The organism is Affinundibacterium fentianense (assembly GCF_018139545.1).
GTDB classification, from domain to species: domain Bacteria; phylum Pseudomonadota; class Gammaproteobacteria; order Burkholderiales; family Burkholderiaceae_D; genus Undibacterium; species Undibacterium fentianense.
On sequence record NZ_JAGSPJ010000001.1, the window covers coordinates 378,136 to 399,949 of the forward strand.

A 21,814-nucleotide genomic window follows, 5' to 3' on the forward strand; every position below is an offset into this window, starting at 1 on the left:
AAAACTAGCAACGAACTCTAGCGATTACCTTAACGCAGCTTCTACTGACTCTTCACGGATTATTCATTTTGGACAATCAATTAAAGACGGCGGTATTCACCATCGTGTCCCGCAACTATGGTGCCTTTGCAAATACCCTTATGGATTCCCTGCAAACAACCCATCCCGATTGGAACAGACATGTTTTGTTTGTTGACCGTCCCGACTCTTCACGCCATTCCGATGAAGCAACGCAGCCAAATAATTTATACGAGCCGTGCTGGGTCGATGAGTTGCCCTTGCCGAACAAAAATGCATTCCTCTTCCGCTATGGCATTATGGAATTGAACACTGCGGCGAAGCCGTATATGTTTTCCCAGTTAAGAAAAAAAGGCTACCAGCGCATCATTTACATTGATCCAGACATTTTAGTGTTGGACCGCTTGGTCGATGTCGAGCGCTTATTGGACGAGGGAGCTGCCGCTGTCGTCACGCCCCATTTGACCGCACCATTGAATGATGATTTTGCCCCCAGTGAGCTCGAAATTATGCGGGCTGGCTCCTTTAATTTGGGTTTTCTTGCCCTCGGCAACCAAGCAGAATCCGACGCATTTATCCAGTGGTGGGAACAAAAACTTGAGTTTGGCGCTGTATCTGATCCCTCACGCGGACTGTTTACAGATCAAAAATGGGTCGACTTAGCGCCAGGTATGTTTGGTAAGTTCGCAATTTTGCGCGACCCTGGTTACAACATCGCATATTGGAATCTGGCCCATCGGAATGTCACTGAAATCAATGGTCGTTATTTCGCGAATGGAAAACCAATTCGTTTTTTTCACTTTAGTGGTTTTGATCCACTCAATCCCAAGCCTTTTTCCAAGCATCAAAATCGATTTAATCTCGACACGATCGGTGATGCAAAAAAGCTTGCCCTAATTTACGCCGAGAAGGTCAAGAATCAAGGCTTGGTCGAAGCGAGAAAATGCCGCTATGCATTCGGTGAATTTAGCGATGGCACGCCAATTCCCAACGCACTACGCGTGCTCTACCGAGAAGATAGTGAGGTAAGATTTCAGGCAGGAGAAAATCCTTTTGAGGGCGCAAGCTTTTTCATTCATGGCGAATCGGGTGACATGCCTGTGATCTTACGCGCAGTTTGGATCGAACATGCACATTTACAAAAAGCGTTTCCCAATCCATTAAGCACGCATCGTCTTGCATACTACCAATGGTTTACCGATCATGGTGCCGTAGAGATCGGAATACCTGAGATCTATGTCGACCCGATTCGTCGCGCCTTGAAATCACTCGCTGCCGAACCGAATATTGTCACGTTGCCGCCAAACTATAAGGCGTCAATTTGGGCGCGTGGGCTGGTGTTTTTACACAAGCGCGCAACGGGCGGGAAAATTAGCCACGCAAGAATGAATCAATACCAACAGGTAAACCATGCCGTTGACTTCCTCAAGCTTGGCTACCGTCAATTTCGGACGTCACGATGGTCTCGCTACCTTGGACTTCAGCGTATAGAGATCCATGCTCCGGACCCGCTCAAATCGGCAAGTTCGCAAGACTTACCCACGACCTACATACCCGCAAAACGCAACAGGCAACACCAGACTAAGTTCTCTGGTTTGTATTTTGAAGAACATCAGCCAGCATGGTGGGTCGGAAAGCAAGCTCGCTTTATGATCGATCAAGTCAGTACTCCGGTTTGTCGCATCCGCGGCATACACCACGGTGCGCTATGTCAACAAATTTCTGGTTCAGATCATCTCACTTTGAGCATAGGATTCGATGATCTAACAAAACAACAAATCGTGGTAAACGATAACGAATTCGATATCGAATTGACGCTCGATCAGTTACCGAACAAATGGCCCGCAATTCTCTATTTAACGCCATCGCTTAGCTTCGTCCCCAAGCAGTTAGGTTTAAATGAAGACACGAGAGAACTCTCGCTACAAATTCGAGAATTGCAAATCGGCGGTCAAACTATTTTCAACCCAAGCTCTCAGCGCGAAAGTCGTCAACTTGCCATTCCTGGCATCAATATAATTGGCTACGCGAAGTCAGAGCATGGAGTTGGTCAGTCTCTGCGTCAGTTTGCTCAAGCAGTCGATGCAGCACAGGTTCCACACGTGATCATCGATTTCAATCGCAACAACTTAAGTCGGACTGAAGATCAAAGTTTAGATAAACGACTCGTGACCGATGTAGAGCATGGTATCAATGTTTTCCATATCAACGCAGATCAAATGCCGGAAGCCGAAATGCAGCTACCAAGTCATTTTTTCACGCGTTATAACATTGGTTTTTGGCATTGGGAACTGCCGGAAATGCGAATTGAACATCGTGCAGGATTCAATCAACTTGATGAAGTTTGGGTCCCAACTGCATTTGTGCAAGAATCTATTGCAAAACATTCTCCGGTCCCTGTCATCAGGATGCCACATGCGATCAACTTTTCTATATCCAACAAGGCTCATCGCGCCGAGTTTGGTTTACCTGAAGGCAAATTTTTATTCCTAATAATGTATGACTTCTCGTCTTACCAAGATCGCAAAAATCCGCAAGCTGGGCTTGATGCATTCGAAAAAGCATTTGGATCCGGCAATGACAAGGCCATGTTAGTGATCAAAACGCAAAATGCACAACATCACCCTGAGGATATGCGGATTTTGCAAACGCGTCTCGGTCATCGGCATGACATCATTTGGATCAATGAAACCTTAAGTCGGCAACAGGTTTATGACTTACAGTACGTATGTGATGCACTCATTTCACTGCATCGCGCGGAAGGCTACGGCCTTGGGCCCGCAGAGGCCATGTTTTTAGGTAAACCTGTTATTGCGACCAACTGGTCCGGCAACACAGAATTCATGCGGCAAGATAATTCACTTCTAGTGAATTACAAATTAGTTAAAATCGAAAACGATATCGGGGTATATCAAGCTGGGCAAACATGGGCAGAAGCAGATTCAAATCACGCTGCCGACCTAATGCAACAGCTCGTAAGTGACCCACTCTTATACGAGAAAATTTCGAACGCGGCATCACGTACCATGCGTGAAGAGTTCAGCCCTGCAGTGATCGGGAAACGTATTGAAGATCGACTTCTCTATATCCAAGAAAACATGATGAAACACTAGGCAAATCAATATGTCCACCCACATTATCTTAGTCCTATATTATTCTCGACATGGCAGCACGCGCCAAATGGCACAACTCATTGCGCAAGGAATCGACAGCGTGCCAGGTTGCGAAGCCAGATTGCGCACGGTTCCCGCGGTATCGACAGTCATCGAAAGCTCTGCACCAGCCATTCCCGAGTCTGGCTCCCCCTATGTCGAACTAAGCGATTTACAAGAATGCAAGGGATTAGCTCTAGGGTCGCCAACTCGATTCGGCAATATGGCTGCCGCCATGAAATATTTTTGGGACGGCACAGCAGCAGATTGGGTTTCTGGCAGCTTGGTTGGAAAACCTGCGTGTGTATTTACCTCCACTGGCAGTCTTCACGGTGGACAAGAGTCTACCCTTCTGTCGATGATGCTCCCACTTTTACATCATGGTATGTGTATTTTAGGTTTGCCTTATACCCATCCTGAACTCATGGCAACGAAATCTGGCGGCAGCCCTTACGGCGCAACACATTGGTCGGGTCTAGATGGGAGAGCAACATTCACAGAAGACACCCGCACCTTAGCGATTGCTTTAGGCAAGCGTCTTGCAGAAACAAGTTTAAAACTCAACACACTATGATTAGTCAACCAAGCTTCTTATATCGAACCTCTGTCGCTAGCCTCATTAGCTTGATTGCTCTCTGTATCCTTTGGGAAGTGTGGCTTGCACCCTACAAACCAGGAGGTTCTATTTTCGTTCTGAAAGTTTTGCCTTTATTATTGCCAATACGAGGAATATTGCAAAAAAATATTTATACTATGCAATGGTCTTCGATGTTGATTATGTTTTACTTTATGGAAGGAGTGGTGAGAGCGATGAGTGATACTGATTTAATCTCGCGCTACCTAGCGGGAGCTGAAATCACCCTTTCCATATTGTTTTTTATTAGTTCGATTTATTACGTTCGTCCTTTTAAGATACTCGCTAAGGCCGCAAAGAAAACAGCACCAGAACATATCAGTCAGTAGACCAGACTCCCTATTAGACATGCCCCCCAATTTCCGTTAAACCCAAGAAGCATGCAAACTTTCATCAACCTGTGTAAAGCCATCGTCGGAAACGAGCATGTTCTCACTTCAGAGGTGGAGCAAAAATCTTATTTAGAAGATTGGCGACAACGAGTCGTCGGGAAAGCACTCGCAATTGTTCGCCCCAGCAATACGGAACAGGTCGCAGCACTAGTCCAATTGTGTCAGGATCATCATGTTCCCATCGTCCCACAAGGCGGCAATACCGGTTTAGTATTCGGCAGCATTCCTGATCAATCAGGAACGGCGATTGTCCTCTCGTTAAAAAGGCTGCAAGGAATCCGCAAGATCGATCTCGACAATCACACCATGACTGTCGAGGCAGGGTGTTTACTTGCGCAAGTCCAAGAAGCTGCAAACGAGGTGGGGTTACTATTTCCGCTCTCACTTGCATCAGAAGGCAGCTGCACAATCGGCGGCAACCTTTCGACCAACGCAGGCGGTACTGCAGTCCTACGATATGGCAATACGCGCGAACTATGCTTGGGCCTAGAGGTGGTCACCGCGCAAGGAGAGATATGGAATGGCTTGCGTGAACTCCGAAAAGACAATACAGGATATGACTTGCGCGACCTCTTTATCGGTGCCGAAGGAACGCTTGGAATCATTACTGCCTGTGTGCTCAAACTTTTTCCGAAACCGACTCAAACTCAAACCGTTTTTACTTCGCTGGATTCTATCGAGCAAGCTGTCGCACTGCTTGAGACAGGCAAAAAACAATTGGGTGCCAGCCTTACAGGATTTGAGTTAATTAATCAAATCAGTCTGGAGCTGGTTCATCATTATTTCCCCCAACTCCAACGCATATTCAGCGAAACGAGTGCTTGGTATGTACTGCTCGAAGTCACAAATCATGGAACCGTGTACGACTTAGATCACCAGCTAGAACAAGTCTGCGCTACAGCACTAGAGCAAGATATCATTCTCAACGCAAGTATCGCAAAGACAGAGAAACAAGCGAAAAATTGCTGGGCAATAAGGGAGTCTATTTCCGCCGCGCAGGCCAAAGCAGGCAAGAATATTAAACATGACATTTCCCTTCCGATTTCACAAATTGCCAACTTTGTCAAAACAACCGACGCGATACTACAAACCGCTTATCCCGGATGTCGTATGGTCACTTTCGGCCACCTTGGTGACGGAAATCTGCATTACAACGTTTCTTCGCCTGTTCATAAAGACCCCGAACAATTCCTAGAACACCAAAAAATAGTGAATCAAATTGTGCACGACCAGACGATGCAACACGCTGGATCGATATCGGCCGAACACGGAATTGGTGAGTTAAAAAAAGCAGAACTGCGCCGCTACAAATCAAAGGTCGAAATGCAACTTATGCGCGCCATTAAGAATGCTCTAGATCCACAGAATTTAATGAACCCGGGGAAAATCTTGGAGTAATCCCATGAAAAACACTTGGTATAAATCTTTTTTTCTACTCGGTCTAGGTTTTATACAATATGCCGTTGCGGACACGGCCGTTTTCAAGTGCATAGAAAATGGAAAAACGATATTTAGCCAAGTTCCCTGCAAAGGTGTTCTTTCTACCCCAGTTGATATCAAAACGACAGCACCAACACCTGCAGACCAACTGGAAGCAAAAAAAACTTATCAACGCACTTTGAAAGAAATGCGTCAACTCGAAAAATCGCGACATCAGGCTGAAAGCCAACAAGCGGCAATTGATCGTCAACTTTCAAATAAAGCCGCTGCACGCAACAAGCGATGCGAGGCACAACAAATGAAAAGCAAATGGGCTAAAGAAGATGTGAAGAATTCTCAGCCAAGAAACGAAATGAAAGCCCAGCAAAAACTCAAACGCGCACAAGAAAAAGCTGAGTTCGTCTGTAAGAACTAAACTCAACAATCAATTTGAAGCACCCCATTATCATCATCCAATAGACATATTCACGGTGCTGAGCGTTGACCGCTAAAGTCCAGCTAAACTGTTAATTCCATCGTTGCCAATCGTTGGCTTAATTGCCTTCTTAAAAGGTAGAGACTGATGAAGGCTTGAAGCGTCACTGTCGCAACTGATAAATACCAAACCTGAACGATCTCGAAATCAGGACGATGAGATAACCAAAGTGCGGGAAAAACAAAAGAGACAACACGCGTCCCCATGCTGATCAAAGATGGCCAAGTATTTCCCAGTGCTTGAAACATGCCCGAGCATGCGAAAATAATTCCCGACGCTACAAAATTCCAAGAGATTACTTGCAAAAATTGTGCTCCCACGGTGATGACTTGTTCATCATTGGTAAAAAAGTGTATCAACCATCGCGGCTCAATCTGACACAAAATGGTTAGACTCGCCATCAAACCACTTTCAATATAAATAGCGGTCCACACTGTATTTCGAACACGGCTTGGGAGCTTTGCACCAAAATTTTGGCCCGCGATGGGAGCAATTGCAAACGATATCGCCATCACCGGTAAAAAAATGGCTTGCATTACCCGAGACCCCAATCCAAATCCGGCTTGTGCGGCAGCACCAAAATCACGAATGATCGAATAAATCACAGCCATAAAGACAAACATAAATAAAAATTCGGCGCCAGCGGGCAAGCCTACATTTAACATTCTTTTCCATATTGCCAAATTGGGGCGCAATGAATCCGAGCAGTAGCGGACATAATGTTCAAGTTTTGCAAAATAAACCAACATAATCACGACGCCCACTGCCGAGGCGATCGAAGTCGCCAAACCAGCACCCGCAATTCCCATTGCATATCCAGTACCCCAACCTGCAATCAAAATTGGCGCCAAAATAATGTTCACCAATACGGTCAACATTTGCCCTACCATCGCCGGTTTTACCACGCCCGTTCCGCGCAAGGCACCGCCAGCGGCAGCCAAAGCAAACTGCAGAGCCAAACCTGGGATTAGCCACTTAATAAAGGTGTTACCTGCCAAAATCGTTGCGTCATCGGCACCCAAGGATTTCATGTAAATCGGGCCGAGTAAATAGCCAGCGACCAAGGTAAATACACCACAAATCGTCGACAATACAATGGTTTGATTAAACACCAAATTTGCTTCTGCTTGGTCTTTGCGTCCTACGGCATGAGAAATCAAGGTGACAGCGCCGACGCTCAGCATTTGCGTCAGTGCCATCACGATGAAGTTTACGATCCCCGCTGAACTTACCCCAGCCAACGCGGCGTCGCCCAGACCGGCAACGAAGTAGAGATCGACAAAAAAGTAAAGTGTTTGGACTAACATGCCAATCCCTATTGGCGCAGCCATGACAAGAATGTGATTTGAAATGGAACCTTGAGTGAGATCGCGCATAATTCGACTTTCGATTTTTTAATTTTTTTGCGCACTGTGACAAAAAATGCCACGCAAAATGCCAAGCTACGCAATCGGATTTATCAGTAACAATATCAAACACTAGATTTATTTAGACACGAGAACGATCAACTAGTTGCACCCGTAAAAATCCTGTTACGCATAGGATTCTTTGGCCAAGCCTCAATCTGTTCGATTCGAAATCTTACTACCGACCAGCCTATTTCAAAGATCAATACGATAGACTTCGACCCAATTAGTTATCTATCATGACTTCGAGGGCAAAAAAAAAGATCACCGTGTTCCGATGATCTTTTTCATGAATTTCTGGCGCGTCGGGAGGGGTTCGAACCCCCGACCCATGCCTTAGAAGGGCATTGCTCTATCCAACTGAGCTACCGACGCACACGTATTTTCAACCACTCGACAAATCGAAAATGAGTTAAAAATCAGAAGGCTGCATATTACAGGGTATCGCTCCTAACTTCAAGAATGATTCCCTAATTACACTCAATTTAGCTTATACAATTCGCTAAACGACGTGCCAATTGATTCGCCTGATCAGCATTTGAAGTTTCTACCATCACACGCACGACAGGCTCTGTACCAGACGCTCGAATTAGCACTCGTCCTTTGCCTGCTAATTCTTTTTCCACCTGCAATTTTTCAGCGACTAATGCGGCGTTATCTTGCCAATTAAAGCCTGGCGTGACACGCACATTAATCAACACTTGTGGGAACAAGCTGAGGTTTTCAAAGCACGCATCTAAAGACTTGCCATTGCGCTTGAGCGCTGACAGCACTTGCAGCGCAGAGACGATTCCATCACCCGTAGTATGCTTGTCTAGGCAAAGCAAATGTCCTGAGCCCTCCCCTCCTAATAACCAGCCTTGTTGCTGCATTTGCTCCAACACATAGCGGTCCCCTACTTTCGCACGAATAAAATCGACGCCTAACTCTTTAAATGCCAATTCCACAGCCATATTCGTCATGAGCGTGCCGACAGCACCTGCGACAGTTCCTATCGCCATCCGATCTAAAACCATGAGATAAAGGAGTTGATCACCATCATAAATTTCTCCAAATTTATCGACCATCAAAAGTCGATCAGCGTCGCCATCCAATGCGATACCGAGATCGGCATGATTGGCGCGAACTGCCAAAGCTAGCGCATCAGGTGCCGTGGCGCCTACTTTATCGTTAATATTGAAACCATTCGGTTGATTGCCAATCGCAATGACTTCCGCGCCCAACTCATGAAAAACATGCGGTGCAATATCATAAGCAGCGCCATGCGCACAATCGACCACTATTTTCAAACCGCGCAAATCCAGCTCATTGGGATAGGTACTCTTACAAAATTCGATATAGCGTCCGTTCGCGTCCTCGAGTCGTTTTGCTTTGCCTAATTTGTCAGAGCTAACGCACTGCATTTCGCGTCCTAGTTCTTCTTCAATCGCCAGCTCAACCTCATCTGGCAATTTAGTTCCCTGCGCGGAAAAGAATTTAATGCCATTATCATCGTAAGGATTGTGTGATGCGGAGATAACCACACCAGCCGATAATCTAAGCGCACGCGTTAAGTACGCAATCGCTGGCGTCGGCATCGGACCTGAAAGCATAATATCGACGCCCGCTGCCGCGAAACCAGCCTCTAGTGAAGCCTCCAACATGTAGCCAGACACGCGCGTATCCTTCCCGATCAAGACCGTTGGTTTGCCGCTAGTAGCAGGTGCCAGTTGCGCCAGAACTTTTCCGGCAGCGTAACCCAATCGCATAACGAAATCAGGCGTGATTGGAGCAACACCGACTTTTCCTCGAATGCCATCGGTACCAAAATATTTACGGGACATACGTTTCCTTTCTTCTTCTATCTTTTTGTTTTACTTTATTTGATTCCTAGATTACTTCCATGTTGCATCATTCGTCATGCATTCACAATCCCAACTCAACTTCTTAGCTTGCATTCACTGCCTGCCAAACTCTCACCGCATCAACTGTTTCCGCAACATCGTGCACGCGTAAAATTCGAGCACCTTGTGACATCGCCATTAATGCGGCTGCGAGGCTGCCTGCCATTCGACGCTCAACAGGTTTTCCAGTGATCGCGCCTATCATAGTTTTTCGCGACATTCCAGCCAGAACTGGCAACTCAAGCTCATCTTGGATCAGTCGAATATGCTGCAATAATTCGATGTTGTGCTCTAAGGTTTTGCCAAATCCAAAACCTGGATCAATACTCAGACGATTTCTCTCGACACCTGACGACAAAAGCTGATCACAACGTTCGCGCAAAAATGCAATGACTTCAGCGGTCACATTGGCATAGCTCGGTCTTTGCTGCATGGTTTCTGGTGACTGCTGCATATGCATCACACACAATCCCACATCGCTGTCAGCGATCACTTCACGCGCTTGAGACGAGGCAAATCCACGAATATCATTAATCATATCCGCGCCAGCTATGATTGCCTCGCGCATCACTTCAGGTTTGTAAGTGTCGACCGAAATAGGCTTACCACAATCACGTAATGCATACACCAAAGGAATCACACGTTTGAGTTCCTCTTCCAATGGCAAGGCAACTGCGCCTGGACGCGTTGACTCGCCACCGATATCGATGATATCAACGCCATCTACTATCATTTGTTCAGCATGGCTAATCGCGTGATCTAAAGACAAAAATTTTCCGCCATCGGAAAACGAATCGGGAGTGATATTTAAAATACCCATGACCAATGGCTTACACATCGTCGATGCGTTATTGACTGGTTTCATTGGAAAACGAAATCGTCCGCATTCAAAAAAAGTAGGTAACATAAATCAAACGCTGTAAAAATGAAGGGTGAGGAAAATTTTCCTCACCCTTACATAATCATCAAAATCAATCAAACTACGGAAGTTTAAGCAGGCGCAGTCGCATTTGGCGTGACACCACCTGATGGCGTATCAGACGACGACTTTGGAGTCGCTGTATATGACTTTGGCGGCTTCGGTTCTTGACCGTTCATTATGTCATTGATTTGCTCGGCATCGATGGTCTCCCATTCGAGCAAAGCCTTAGTCATGACTTCTACCTTGTCACGATTCGTTTCTAACAGATGACGGGCAATCGCGTATTGTGCATCCAAAATAGAACGAATTTCTGCATCCACTTTTTGTTGCGTCGCTTCGGAAATAGTTTTAGAAGAGCCGCCAAAATATCCACCATCTTGGCTGTCTTCATACACCATGACACCCAAGGTATCTGACATACCAAAGCGAGTGACCATTGCACGCGCCAACTTGGTCGCTCGAGAGAAGTCATTTGACGCACCTGTTGACATTTGTCCGACAAAAATTTCTTCTGCAATACGACCACCGAATAAAATCGCGATCTCTTCCAACATTTTATCTTTGTAACCGCTGATCTGGTCATGTTCTGGCAATTGCCATGTCAAACCAAGTGCATTACCACGCGGCATAATGGTGACTTTATGAACTGGATCGGCTTTTGGCAATAACTTTGCCACGACAGCATGGCCAGACTCATGATAAGCCGTATTGCGACGTTCATCTTCACGCATCACCATAGACTTACGTTCTGGACCCATGTAGATCTTGTCCTTCGCATCTTCAAAATCCAACATTTCGACCAAGCGTTTATTGCGACGTGCCGCAAATAAAGCAGATTCATTCACCAAATTAGCTAAGTCAGCACCTGAGAAACCTGGTGTTCCGCGCGCCAAAATATCTGCTCGTACATCGGGTGCGATTGGTACTTTACGCATGTGGACGTTCAAAATTTGTTCGCGACCGCGAATATCTGGCAAGCCCACAGTCACTTGACGATCGAAACGACCTGGACGCAATAAGGCTTTGTCGAGTACATCGGAACGATTCGTTGCAGCAATCACGATCACGCCAGAATTGGGCTCAAAACCGTCCATCTCAACCAACATCTGGTTCAAGGTTTGTTCGCGTTCATCATTGCCACCACCCATACCAGCGCCACGATGACGACCAACAGCGTCAATCTCATCGATAAAAATGATACATGGCGAATGCTTCTTCGCATTGTCAAACATGTCGCGTACGCGAGACGCGCCGACACCAACGAACATCTCTACGAAATCTGAGCCGGAGATGGTGAAGAAAGGTACTTTCGCTTCACCTGCAATCGCACGTGCCAACAAAGTCTTACCTGTGCCTGGAGGACCAACCATCAATACACCACGTGGGATGCGTCCACCGAGCTTTTGGAACTTGCTTGGATCTTTCAAGAAATCGACGACTTCGCTAACCTCTTCTTTGGCTTCATCACAGCCAGCCACATCAGCGAAAGTAACATGGTTATTGGTTTCATCGAGCATACGTGCTTTGGATTTACCAAAGGAGAATGCCCCACCTTTTCCGCCACCTTGCATTTGGCGCATAAAGAAAATCCAGACCGCGATCAATAACAGCATCGGACCATATGAAAGCAAAATTTGACCAATTAAGGATGGCTCCTCTGGTGGTTTGCTATCAAATTTAATACCGTTATCAACCAAGTCCTTCGCCAAACCTTTGTCGAAGATCGTTAATTGCGACTTAATCTTTTTATCATCGATGGTCGTCGCGATCACAGTACGACTACTGTCATCGATAGTCGCTTCTTTAATACGTTTTGCACGCACCTCATCCAAAAATTGTGAGTAAGGCATAGGCACCGCACCAGCTGCCAAATTCTTACTATCAAATTTATTGAACACCATAAAGAGCACCAAGAGGACCGCGCCCCACATTGCAATTTTGGTTAACATTGAATTATTCACAAAAACTCCTCAGATGCTTCATGCGCACAAAAAGTCGCAAGTAAAGTGTCGCGCATTTTTGACTGCGCTCTCAAAGAAACATTCTACTCGCATTAAATACAGCTTGCTGAACAAGATATGTTGGCGTGATTGACAATTATCAAGTGCAAAACGAACAAATTATCTACAAATTTCAGACTTTTTGCTTCAATGCGGATTTTTTAAGCCTTTTCCTAGCAAAAAGATCTCGGCAGATTTATCTTTGCTCGCTTTGGGCTTTTTATTGGCAACCGTTTTGAACTCGTTTTTAAATAGAGTCACTAGCGTATTGTAACTAGGACCGTGAAAACATTTGACCAGCAAAGCACCATTCGGTTTCAAATGGGCCTTGGCAAACTCAACCGCTAATTCAATAATATACTCGACGCGCGCGGCGTCAACCGTGGAATTACCGGAGAGATTGGGTGCCATATCCGACAAAACGACGTCGACTTTCTTGCCTTGCAATTTTGACTCTAACTGAGCCAATACCTCTTCTTCACGAAAGTCCCCTTGAATGAAGTCAACATCGGCAATCGGCTCCATGGGCAATAAATCAAGAGCGTAAATCTCGCCATTGATACCACCGCCTTCTTTTCCTGATAATTTATGGCGTGCATACTGCGACCATCCACCTGGAGTTGCGCCTAAGTCGACAATCACCTGACCGCTTTTGATCAGTTTTTCAGTCTCATCAATTTCTTTGAGTTTATAAACCGCACGTGATCGGTAGCCTTCTTTTTGTGCTAATTTCACATAAGGATCATTAATATGATCGTGAACCCAATTTTGATTGAATTTATTCTTGGCCATTGGCGTAAAATACTGCTTTTAAAGGAATTTATATGTCAAACGACGCAACAACTAAAAAAATCAAGCCAAAATCAAAACTCACTCCTGCAGAGCGTAGTGAATTACGCGCAGAAGCGCATGGTTTGAAACCTATCGTCATTATCGGCGAAGCTGGCTTAACGCCTGCTGTCACGAAAGAAATCGATGCCAGCCTGAATTCTCATGGGTTAATCAAAGTACGTGTCTTTGGTGATGACCGTGAAGCACGCGTAACAATGTACGAAACAATTTGCGCAGAACTTGATGCTGAGCCAGTTCAACATATTGGCAAATTATTGGTGATCTATCGTCCGAAATTGGACGGTATCAAAGAAACCAAATTTGTCAAACGTGGAAAAGGTTTGCGCGAAGTGACGATTGTGAAGCCTAGCGCAAGTGGCACAAAAAAACCATCTGTTTCTAAAGTCTTAGTTAAAGGTAATGAACGTGTCACTCAAGGTGGTTCTATTAAGCGCGCAAAACCGCGTCAATCTAGCGTCAAAAAATCGATCAAGGCGTAATTCTTATTCGACTCCCTCGAATTTTTCTGCGACTAACAAAGAGGGGCGCTAACTGCGCGCCCCACTCTGGTTTTAGCTGGAATCGTCTGCTTCAAATACCTGTTTTTTTAAAAAACATTTAGATGTAAAGCACTTCCAAGATTTCGTATTCACGAACACCGGCTGGCGCTTGCACGCCAACCACGTCACCTGCGTACTTGCCAATCAAAGCGCGCGCAATAGGTGATGTAATCGACACTTTGTTCAATTTCAGATCAGCTTCGTCTTCACCAACGATTTGGTATTGTACTTTTTGACCGTTTTCCAAATCTTCGAGTTGTACCGTTGAAGCAAACACAACGCGTCCTTCTGCATCCAATTCAGTTGGATCAATAATTTGCGCGGCGCTTAATTTGCTATCTAATTCAGCAATACGGCCTTCGATAAATGCCTGACGCTCTTTTGCTGCATCGTACTCGGCATTTTCTGACAAGTCACCTTGTGCGCGTGCTTCGGCAATCGCATTAATCACCTCTGGGCGATCTTTGGTTTTGAGCTTGTGCAATTCTTGCTTGAGCAATTCTGCGCCAAATTTAGTGAGAGGGATTGTACTCATAGCTATCTACATTATTCAAAAATGGTGGGATTTCCCACGTTAACAATTCAAGATGGTTTGCCATCAAGCCTAAAAGTAGAGAGGTCACAAGAACAATGATAGCTCATTGTTAATTGTGACCTCTCAGAATGCGAATTTCCTTTTATTGGATATTCGCAGGATTTCGCTTAGTGTAAAGACTTATGCAGACCTTGTAAATCATAGACATGCAATTCATTGAGATGACGCATCCCTTCCACTGCAGCTTCAGCTCCCGCAATCGTTGTAATGGTCGTTGCTCCCGATGCCAAAGCGGAAACACGAATCGAGCGAGAATCGGCAATTGCGTTGCGCTTCTCTTCCACCGTGTTGATGACCATCACCACTTCACGGTTTTTCAATAGATCGACCACGTGTGGACGGCCTTCCGCCACTTTATTCACAGGCGCGCAAGCAATGCCAGCCGCAGAAATCGCTGCTGCCGTACCTTTTGTCGCGACCAGTTCAAAGCCCATTGCAACCAAGTTCTTCGCAATATTGATCGCACGAGGTTTGTCTGCGTTTTTCACGGTCAAGAATACCTTACCTGACTTCGGCAATTTCGTTCCCGCACCTAATTGCGACTTCACAAAAGCTTCACCAAAGGTTTTACCAACACCCATCACCTCGCCGGTCGATTTCATCTCTGGTCCGAGAATGGTATCCACGCCTGGGAACTTCACAAATGGGAAGACCGCTTCTTTGACGCTGAAATAACTTGGAACCACTTCTTTGTAAATGCCTTGCGAATCCAAAGATTGACCAACCATACAACGCGCAGCGATTTTTGCCAATTGCAAACCAGTCACTTTGGACACATAAGGAACGGTACGTGAAGCACGTGGATTCACTTCTAACACGTACACCACATCTTCACCGTCTTTTTGTTGAATTGCGAACTGAACGTTCATCAAACCAACAACATTCAAGCCCTTTGCCATCAAACTCGTTTGACGCTTCAATTCATCGATTGTCGCTTGTTTCAAAGAGTACGGTGGCAATGAACAGGCGGAGTCACCAGAGTGCACACCCGCTTGCTCGATATGCTCCATCACACCACCGATGAAAGTACGCGTACCATCCGACAAACAATCAACGTCAACTTCAATCGCATCATTCAAGAAACGATCAAGCAGTACGGGTGAATCATGTGAAACCTTCACAGCCTCACGCATATAACGCTCAAGATCACGTTGTTCGTGCACGATTTCCATCGCACGACCGCCTAACACATAGGATGGACGAACGACGAGTGGATAACCAATTTCTTGCGCCAAAGTGATGGCCTCATCTTCGGTACGCGCAGTGCGATTTGGAGGTTGACGCAAGCCCAATTCATGCAACATTTTTTGGAAACGTTCACGATCTTCTGCAGCATCAATCATGTCAGGCGAAGTACCGACGATAGGCACGCCATTCGCTTCTAATTCCAAAGCCAATTTCAATGGCGTTTGACCACCATACTGCACGATCACGCCAACTGGTTTTTCAAGATCAACGATTTCTAATACGTCTTCTAAAGTCAGCGGCTCGAAGTACAAACGATCAGACGTGTCGTAATCAGTTGAAACGGTTTCTGGATTACAGTTAACCATAATCGTTTCGTAACCGTCGTCACGCATTGCAAACGCAGCGTGCACACAGCAATAATCAAACTCAATACCTTGGCCGATACGATTTGGACCACCACCTAAAACGATAATTTTTTTCTTGTCGCTTGGCGCAGATTCACACTCATCTTCATAAGTGGAATACATATACGCGGTCTTCGTCGCAAATTCACCTGCACACGTATCAACGCGTTTGTACACTGGACGTACGTTTAAAGCTTTACGCTTTTCGCGTACTGCTGTGCCGGTTGTTTTTAACAACTTAGCTAAACGACGATCTGAGAAACCTTTTTTCTTCAGCTTCAATAATAAATCTTTATTAATATCATCTAAGCTTTGCGTTTCTAACCACAATTCAATATCGACGATATCTTTAATTTGTACCAAGAACCATGGATCAATATGGGTCAACTGATGCACTTCTTCCAGAGAAAAACCTTGTGCAAACGCATCGCCCACATACCAAATACGATCAGGACCAGGCGCGCCCAATTCCTTCTCTAAGACTTCACGGTCTGTGGTTTTTTCATTCATACCATCCACGCCCACTTCCAAACCGCGCAAAGCTTTTTGGAAAGACTCTTGGAAGGTGCGACCAATCGCCATCACTTCACCAACTGACTTCATTTGCGTCGTTAAACGATTGTCGGCTTGTGGGAATTTTTCGAACGCGAAACGAGGAATCTTAGTCACAACATAGTCGATCGATGGCTCGAAAGATGCTGGCGTTTGACCACCTGTAATTTCATTGCGCAATTCGTCCAAGGTAAAGCCAACCGCCAGCTTCGCCGCAATTTTCGCAATGGGGAAACCAGTCGCTTTCGATGCCAATGCAGATGAACGTGAAACACGTGGATTCATCTCAATCACGATCATACGACCATCTGCAGGATTGACCGAGAATTGCACGTTCGAACCGCCTGTATCAACACCGATCTCACGCAACACCGCCAATGAAGCGTTACGCATGATTTGGTATTCTTTGTCAGTCAGCGTTTGTGCTGGTGCCACAGTGATGGAGTCACCGGTGTGCACACCCATAGGGTCCAGATTTTCGATGGAACAAACGATGATGCAGTTATCCGCTTTATCGCGCACAACTTCCATTTCGTATTCTTTCCAACCGATCAAAGATTCTTCGATCAACAATTCACTCGTTGGCGACGCTTCCAAGCCACGTTTGCAAATTGTTTCGAATTCTTCTTCGTTGTAAGCAATACCGCCGCCTGTGCCACCCATCGTGAACGAAGGACGAATAATCACAGGGAAACCGATGCGCTTTTGTACCTCCCAAGATTCATCCATGGTATGCGCTACACCAGAGCGCGCAGAACCTAAACCAATCTTAGTCATCGCGTCTTTGAACTTAGAACGATCTTCTGCTTTATCAATCGCCTCAGGCGTTGCGCCGATTAATTCACATTTGTACTTTTCTAACACGCCATGACGGTGCAAATCCAGCGCACAATTCAAGGCTGTTTGACCACCCATCGTTGGCAAGATCGCATCAGGACGTTCTTTATCAATAATGCGCTCTAACACTTGCCAAGTAATAGGCTCGATGTAAGTGACATCCGCCATATCTGGATCTGTCATGATGGTCGCTGGATTGCTATTGACCAAAATGACTTTATAACCTTCTTCACGCAATGCTTTACAAGCTTGTGCGCCGGAATAATCGAACTCACAAGCCTGACCAATGATGATAGGGCCCGCGCCGATAATTAAAATACTTTTTATGTCTATACGCTTAGGCATTTTTGTTCTTCTCCAACTTCGCGGTCTTCATCAAATTCGTAAAACGGTCAAACAGGTAGGCAATATCATGCGGGCCTGGCGATGCTTCAGGATGACCTTGGAAGCAAAATGCTGGCTTGTCAGTGCGCGCAAAACCTTGCAAAGAGCCGTCAAACAAAGACACATGCGTAACGCGGCAATTGTCTGGCAACGATGCAGCATCGACTGCAAAACCGTGATTTTGTGAAGTGATCAACACTTGCTTCGTATCGAGATCTTGCACAGGATGGTTAGCACCATGGTGACCAAACTTCATCTTCAAAGTTTTTGCGCCAGAAGCCAAGGCCATAATTTGATGACCCAAACAAATACCAAAAGTAGGAATGCCTTTTTCAATCAATTCTTTTGCCGCTGCGATCGCGTAATCACATGGTTCTGGATCGCCAGGACCGTTCGATAAAAATACGCCGTCAGGATTCAATGCCAGCACTTCAGCCGCGCTTGACTGCGCAGGCAGAACTGTTACTTTGCAACCGCGTTCAGCCAACATGCGCAAAATATTGCGTTTAACACCGAAGTCAAAAGCAACCACATGAAATTCTGGATTGCTTAAAGTGCCATAGCCTTGACCGAGTTTCCACTCTGCTTCTGTCCATTCGTAAGACTTCGAAACAGAAACCACTTTCGCCAAATCCATACCAGCCAATCCTGGGAAAGATTTTGCCAACTCAAGCGCTTTTGTCGCATCCGAGCCCACCAAAATCGCACCACCTTGCGCACCTTTTTCGCGCAAAATGCGTGTCAACTTACGCGTATCGATACCAGCGATGGCAACAATATTTTGTGACTTTAAGTAGTCCGATAAAGATTGTTCCGAGCGAAAATTAGAAACCAACATAGGCAGGTCTTTAATGATCAAACCTGCAGCATGAATTTTGTCTGACTCAACGTCTTCCGAATTCACACCTGTGTTACCAATATGCGGATAAGTCAAAGTGACGATTTGGGAGCTATAACTTGGGTCAGTCAAAATTTCTTGATAACCAGTCATAGAAGTATTGAAAACAACTTCACCGATCGTGTGACCGGATGCGCCAATCGATACACCAGTAAATATCGTGCCATCTGCGAGGGCAAGAATGGCGATGGAATCGGGATTGGAACTTAGGGACTGCGGAATGGGCAGCAAGGGCAACTCCTGTAGTGTTGTCGCCGTTGCGCGCCCAAACATCGATTATTACTTGCTGTTCTCTGAACTTCGCCTTCAATATCAAAGCGCTATCCGGAGAATGAGAAACAATCAAAGTAGAGAGTGATTTTTTGGATATGCGCTACGACGAGATTTGAATAAGCTAAACCCTCGAATTATAGCGCAATAAGCCTCCTCAGGCAATCGCAGAATCATTGCTTGCCAGTATCTTACTAGCTTTATTGCAAGATTTACGCTTATTCATTCGATCAAAAGAACCAAAGTTAAATTGACTTCTCTTTCTCCGTGTAGGCAAATCAAACAAGAATTGTCCGACTAAGTCTTTCAGCGGATAATAGCTAGCTTTATCGCTTACTCATTATCTCGTCGTGACACTTTCACTTGCCGATCAAATCAATCATTTATTACCGCAAACACAATGCACCAAATGTGGCTACCCTGCCTGCCAAGACTATGCCTCAGCCATTGCTAGCGAACAAGCATTGCATAATCAATGCCCACCAGGTGGAGAAGATGGCATCAAAAAGATTGCACTCTTACTCAACAAACAAGTTTTGCCCTTAAATCCGAATAACGGTACTGAAAAACCAAGAACAGTCGCCTACATTGAGGAAGCCATTTGTATAGGCTGCACTCTCTGCATACAAGCATGCCCGGTCGATGCAATTATGGGTGCTAACAAACAAATACACACTGTCATCCCCGATTTGTGCACGGGTTGCGATTTATGCGTTGCTCCGTGCCCAGTTGACTGCATCAGCATGGAGCCTATCGAAAATACTCAAACTGGATGGCAAACATGGACTCAACAGCAAGCAGATCACGCCAAACAACGCTATCAACAAAGACAACAACGCCTAATTCGCGAAAAGCGCGAAAATGAAGAACGTCTATTGGCAAAAGCGCATGAAAAGCTCAAACTAATCAATGCGGAAGTCGTGACAACGCCAACGGAGATGAATGAGCTAGAACGCAAAAAACAGGTGATTGCGAATGCTATATTGCGTGCGCAAAATAAAAAATAAAACAGCTAATTTAACGAACCTATTTAACGAGTTCTCCATTTCCAAGCCACCATGAATGCCAATAAACGACTAGAAATTTTCAAACGCTTGCGTGCGGAAAATCCACACCCCACAACCGAGCTTGAGTACACCACGCCTTTCGAACTATTGATCGCCGTTTTGCTATCCGCGCAAGCGACTGACGTATCCGTCAACAAGGCCACTAAACGACTATATCCCATCGCGAATACCCCTCAAAAAATATTCGATCTTGGCGTCGACGGATTAATCCCATTCATCCAGACAATTGGTTTATATCGAACTAAAGCAAAAAATACGATAGAAACCTGCCGAATCTTATTAGAGCAACACGGCGGCGAGGTACCCCGTACTCGCGAAGCACTTGAAGCCTTACCCGGCGTTGGTCGAAAAACGGCAAACGTCGTTCTCAACACAGCATTTGGCGAGCCTACCATTGCGGTCGACACGCATATTTTTCGTGTCTCAAATCGGACAGGCATTGCGCCGGGTAAAAATGTCGACGTTGTCGAAGAAAAACTGCTCAAATTTGTGCCAAATGAATTTAAACTCGATGCGCACCATTGGCTCATTTTGCATGGTCGCTATACCTGTATCGCTAGGACGCCAAAATGTTGGAATTGCATGATTGCCAATTTATGTGAATTCAAACAAAAAACGCCCTTACCCGATAAAGTATAAGAGCGCTTATTGATGGATGTCATTGCTAAGTAGATACAACTAATTTACCTAGCCGACGGAAAACTTAAATAATTTTGCATGCCTCAACGAAATCGAGACGCGGTGAGCGCGGAAATAATTTTTCTGCATCACCATAGCCAAGACTGCACACAAAATTCACTTTGACCGGAGAATCCGCGAAGAAAGTCGCGTTAATTTTATCTGCATCAAAACCAGACATCGGTCCACAATCAAGACCCAAAGCACGTGCCGCCATGATCATATAAGCACCCTGCAAACTTGAATTTCTAAACGCTGTTGCTTCGATATTTGCCTGATTTCCCTCAAACCATGAACGGGCATCAGGTGCATGCGGGAATAATTTAATCAGTTTTTCGTAAAACGCCAAATCCATACCGATAATGACAGTCACGGGCGCTCGACGCGTTTTTTCCGCATTCCCCGCAGACATACAGACAATCAATTTCTCTTTTTGCTCAGCAGACTTAACGAATACAAAGCGTGCTGGACATGAATTTGCTGAGGTTGGAGCCCATTTCATCGCTTCGTAAATCTGTTGAATTTGCTCATCACTGACGGGTTTATCCTGCCAAACATTATGGGTACGTGCGTTCGCAAACAACAGATCTAAAGATTCTTGATTCAACATGATGTCGCCTCTTTCTAAATTTGAAGCCGCGATCATAACCGAAAATCGATTTCACTTCAGCGAGATACACCGCTCGCTGAAATACAGAGCAAACCAATTGCCAGTAAAATAGCGAGATTCAACGATTCCTTCATTGCACAAAACATGTTTAATCCAAGTCAAGACGATGTTCGCCGTTTTTTCTGCGAAACCTACCGCAAATACCAATCAAAAGAGATATTGACGCCACTAGAAACGATTGCGGCCGACTGGATTTCACAACATCCAGAGTACGCTGAAGATTTTCGTGATGTCGAAGCCGCACTTCAAAGAAATTACAGCGTCGATTCAGGAAAGACGAATCCTTTTCTTCATTTATCCATGCATTTGACAATAGCGGAGCAAGTCACAATTAATCAACCACACGGCGTCAGAATCGCCTATGAAGCACTAGCGCACAAAAAAAATTCTATCCACGAGGCGCATCATGAAATGATGGACTGCTTGGGAGAAATGATTTGGAATTCGCAACGTAATGGTACGCCTCCTGATGGCGAGGCTTATATTGCCGCACTGCTACGACGTGCTGGCAAATAAACGCCGCCATTGCGGTTCAGAGTACTTCTGCATTGGACACCC

Annotated in this window: 18 protein-coding genes and 1 tRNA gene; 9 read left to right on the forward strand and 10 right to left on the reverse strand. The window is 45.5% G+C overall.

From position 1 onward, the window contains the following. The first annotated feature begins 140 nt into the window (after positions 1-140). The 5 genes from KDM90_RS01630 to KDM90_RS01650 are packed head-to-tail and all read left to right on the forward strand — an operon-like array spanning position 141 to position 6,051. On the forward strand, positions 141-3,131 hold the full coding sequence (locus tag KDM90_RS01630; RefSeq protein ID WP_212673856.1) for a glycosyltransferase family 4 protein: 2,991 nt from the start codon (positions 141-143) through the stop codon (positions 3,129-3,131). A 10-nt stretch (positions 3,132-3,141) separates the two neighbouring features. Continuing rightward, on the forward strand, positions 3,142-3,744 hold the full coding sequence (gene wrbA / locus KDM90_RS01635; RefSeq protein WP_212673857.1) for an NAD(P)H:quinone oxidoreductase: 603 nt from the start codon (positions 3,142-3,144) through the stop codon (positions 3,742-3,744). Then, positions 3,741-4,133: a DUF2069 domain-containing protein gene (locus KDM90_RS01640; RefSeq protein ID WP_212673858.1), complete on the forward strand. Its 393-nt coding sequence runs from the start codon at positions 3,741-3,743 to the stop codon at positions 4,131-4,133. Before wrbA ends, KDM90_RS01640 begins: the two co-directional genes overlap by 4 nt. Positions 4,134-4,184: 51 nt before the next feature. Further along, entirely contained in the window at positions 4,185-5,594 is a 1,410-nt protein-coding gene (locus tag KDM90_RS01645; RefSeq protein ID WP_212673859.1) for an FAD-binding oxidoreductase, read from the forward strand. A gap of 4 nt (positions 5,595-5,598) precedes the next feature. Further along, on the forward strand, positions 5,599-6,051 hold the full coding sequence (locus KDM90_RS01650) for a hypothetical protein (protein ID WP_212673860.1): 453 nt from the start codon (positions 5,599-5,601) through the stop codon (positions 6,049-6,051). Positions 6,052-6,134: 83 nt separating this feature from the next. Here KDM90_RS01650 and KDM90_RS01655 read toward each other — a convergent pair whose 3' ends face one another. The 6 genes from KDM90_RS01655 to KDM90_RS01680 all read right to left on the reverse strand — a co-directional run bounded on the left by KDM90_RS01655 (position 6,135) and on the right by KDM90_RS01680 (position 13,114). Further along, entirely contained in the window at positions 6,135-7,487 is a 1,353-nt protein-coding gene (locus KDM90_RS01655; RefSeq protein ID WP_212673861.1) for an MATE family efflux transporter, read from the reverse strand. A 328-nt stretch (positions 7,488-7,815) separates the two neighbouring features. Continuing rightward, positions 7,816-7,892, reverse strand: a tRNA-Arg gene (locus KDM90_RS01660). A gap of 110 nt (positions 7,893-8,002) precedes the next feature. Next, the gene (gene glmM / locus KDM90_RS01665; protein ID WP_212673862.1) at positions 8,003-9,340 is read right to left on the reverse strand and encodes a phosphoglucosamine mutase; all 1,338 of its coding nucleotides are present in this window, start codon (positions 9,338-9,340) and stop codon (positions 8,003-8,005) included. A gap of 103 nt (positions 9,341-9,443) precedes the next feature. Further along, positions 9,444-10,307: a dihydropteroate synthase gene (folP, locus tag KDM90_RS01670; protein ID WP_212673863.1), complete on the reverse strand. Its 864-nt coding sequence runs from the start codon at positions 10,305-10,307 to the stop codon at positions 9,444-9,446. Positions 10,308-10,390: 83 nt separating this feature from the next. After that, on the reverse strand, positions 10,391-12,271 hold the full coding sequence (ftsH, locus tag KDM90_RS01675; protein WP_212673864.1) for an ATP-dependent zinc metalloprotease FtsH: 1,881 nt from the start codon (positions 12,269-12,271) through the stop codon (positions 10,391-10,393). Between the two features lie 198 nt (positions 12,272-12,469). Beyond that, complete coding sequence (locus tag KDM90_RS01680) at positions 12,470-13,114, reverse strand: RlmE family RNA methyltransferase (RefSeq protein ID WP_212673865.1); 645 nt, start codon at positions 13,112-13,114, stop codon at positions 12,470-12,472. Positions 13,115-13,146: 32 nt separating this feature from the next. Here KDM90_RS01680 and KDM90_RS01685 point away from each other — a divergent pair, with 32 nt between their 5' ends. Continuing rightward, positions 13,147-13,653, forward strand: a complete 507-nt coding sequence (locus KDM90_RS01685) for a YhbY family RNA-binding protein (RefSeq protein ID WP_212673866.1) — start codon at positions 13,147-13,149, stop codon at positions 13,651-13,653. 118 nt (positions 13,654-13,771) lie between these two features. On the opposite strand, the gene greA is transcribed toward KDM90_RS01685, so the two are convergent. The 3 genes from greA to carA form a co-directional block, all read right to left on the reverse strand. Continuing rightward, complete coding sequence (greA, locus tag KDM90_RS01690) at positions 13,772-14,248, reverse strand: transcription elongation factor GreA (RefSeq protein ID WP_212673867.1); 477 nt, start codon at positions 14,246-14,248, stop codon at positions 13,772-13,774. Positions 14,249-14,415: 167 nt separating this feature from the next. Next, a complete protein-coding gene (gene carB / locus KDM90_RS01695) occupies positions 14,416-17,634 on the reverse strand; it encodes a carbamoyl-phosphate synthase large subunit (RefSeq protein ID WP_212673868.1) in 3,219 nt (1,072 codons plus the stop codon). Continuing rightward, positions 17,627-18,844 carry a glutamine-hydrolyzing carbamoyl-phosphate synthase small subunit gene (gene carA / locus KDM90_RS01700; protein WP_212673869.1) on the reverse strand — a complete coding sequence of 406 codons (1,218 nt, stop codon included), beginning with the start codon at positions 18,842-18,844 and terminating at the stop codon, positions 17,627-17,629. Before carA ends, carB begins: the two co-directional genes overlap by 8 nt. Positions 18,845-19,191: 347 nt before the next feature. Between carA and rsxB the strand changes: the two genes are divergently transcribed. Further along, the gene (gene rsxB / locus KDM90_RS01705) at positions 19,192-19,848 is read left to right on the forward strand and encodes an electron transport complex subunit RsxB (RefSeq protein ID WP_212673870.1); all 657 of its coding nucleotides are present in this window, start codon (positions 19,192-19,194) and stop codon (positions 19,846-19,848) included. Positions 19,849-19,899: 51 nt separating this feature from the next. Then, a complete protein-coding gene (gene nth, locus KDM90_RS01710) occupies positions 19,900-20,547 on the forward strand; it encodes an endonuclease III (RefSeq protein WP_212673871.1) in 648 nt (215 codons plus the stop codon). Between the two features lie 64 nt (positions 20,548-20,611). Here nth and KDM90_RS01715 read toward each other — a convergent pair whose 3' ends face one another. After that, positions 20,612-21,196: a malonic semialdehyde reductase gene (locus tag KDM90_RS01715; RefSeq protein WP_212673872.1), complete on the reverse strand. Its 585-nt coding sequence runs from the start codon at positions 21,194-21,196 to the stop codon at positions 20,612-20,614. Between the two features lie 144 nt (positions 21,197-21,340). Here KDM90_RS01715 and KDM90_RS01720 point away from each other — a divergent pair, with 144 nt between their 5' ends. Continuing rightward, a complete protein-coding gene (locus KDM90_RS01720; protein WP_212673873.1) occupies positions 21,341-21,772 on the forward strand; it encodes a DUF1841 family protein in 432 nt (143 codons plus the stop codon). The last annotated feature ends 42 nt before the right edge of the window (positions 21,773-21,814 follow it).

Coding starts and splice junctions, on each gene's coding strand:
- KDM90_RS01640 (WP_212673858.1), top strand. CDS start 3,741: ATGATTAGTCAACCAAGCTTCTTATATCGAACCTCTGTCGCTAGCCTC.
- nth (WP_212673871.1), top strand. CDS start 19,900: ATGAATGCCAATAAACGACTAGAAATTTTCAAACGCTTGCGTGCGGAA.
- KDM90_RS01645 (WP_212673859.1), top strand. CDS start 4,185: ATGCAAACTTTCATCAACCTGTGTAAAGCCATCGTCGGAAACGAGCAT.
- KDM90_RS01720 (WP_212673873.1), top strand. CDS start 21,341: ATGTTTAATCCAAGTCAAGACGATGTTCGCCGTTTTTTCTGCGAAACC.
- KDM90_RS01685 (WP_212673866.1), top strand. CDS start 13,147: ATGTCAAACGACGCAACAACTAAAAAAATCAAGCCAAAATCAAAACTC.
- greA (WP_212673867.1), bottom strand. CDS start 14,248: ATGAGTACAATCCCTCTCACTAAATTTGGCGCAGAATTGCTCAAGCAA.
- KDM90_RS01655 (WP_212673861.1), bottom strand. CDS start 7,487: ATGCGCGATCTCACTCAAGGTTCCATTTCAAATCACATTCTTGTCATG.
- wrbA (WP_212673857.1), top strand. CDS start 3,142: ATGTCCACCCACATTATCTTAGTCCTATATTATTCTCGACATGGCAGC.
- folP (WP_212673863.1), bottom strand. CDS start 10,307: ATGTTACCTACTTTTTTTGAATGCGGACGATTTCGTTTTCCAATGAAA.
- KDM90_RS01715 (WP_212673872.1), bottom strand. CDS start 21,196: ATGTTGAATCAAGAATCTTTAGATCTGTTGTTTGCGAACGCACGTACC.
- glmM (WP_212673862.1), bottom strand. CDS start 9,340: ATGTCCCGTAAATATTTTGGTACCGATGGCATTCGAGGAAAAGTCGGT.
- carA (WP_212673869.1), bottom strand. CDS start 18,844: ATGTTTGGGCGCGCAACGGCGACAACACTACAGGAGTTGCCCTTGCTG.
- KDM90_RS01630 (WP_212673856.1), top strand. CDS start 141: ATGGATTCCCTGCAAACAACCCATCCCGATTGGAACAGACATGTTTTG.
- KDM90_RS01680 (WP_212673865.1), bottom strand. CDS start 13,114: ATGGCCAAGAATAAATTCAATCAAAATTGGGTTCACGATCATATTAAT.
- KDM90_RS01650 (WP_212673860.1), top strand. CDS start 5,599: ATGAAAAACACTTGGTATAAATCTTTTTTTCTACTCGGTCTAGGTTTT.
- carB (WP_212673868.1), bottom strand. CDS start 17,634: ATGCCTAAGCGTATAGACATAAAAAGTATTTTAATTATCGGCGCGGGC.
- ftsH (WP_212673864.1), bottom strand. CDS start 12,271: ATGTTAACCAAAATTGCAATGTGGGGCGCGGTCCTCTTGGTGCTCTTT.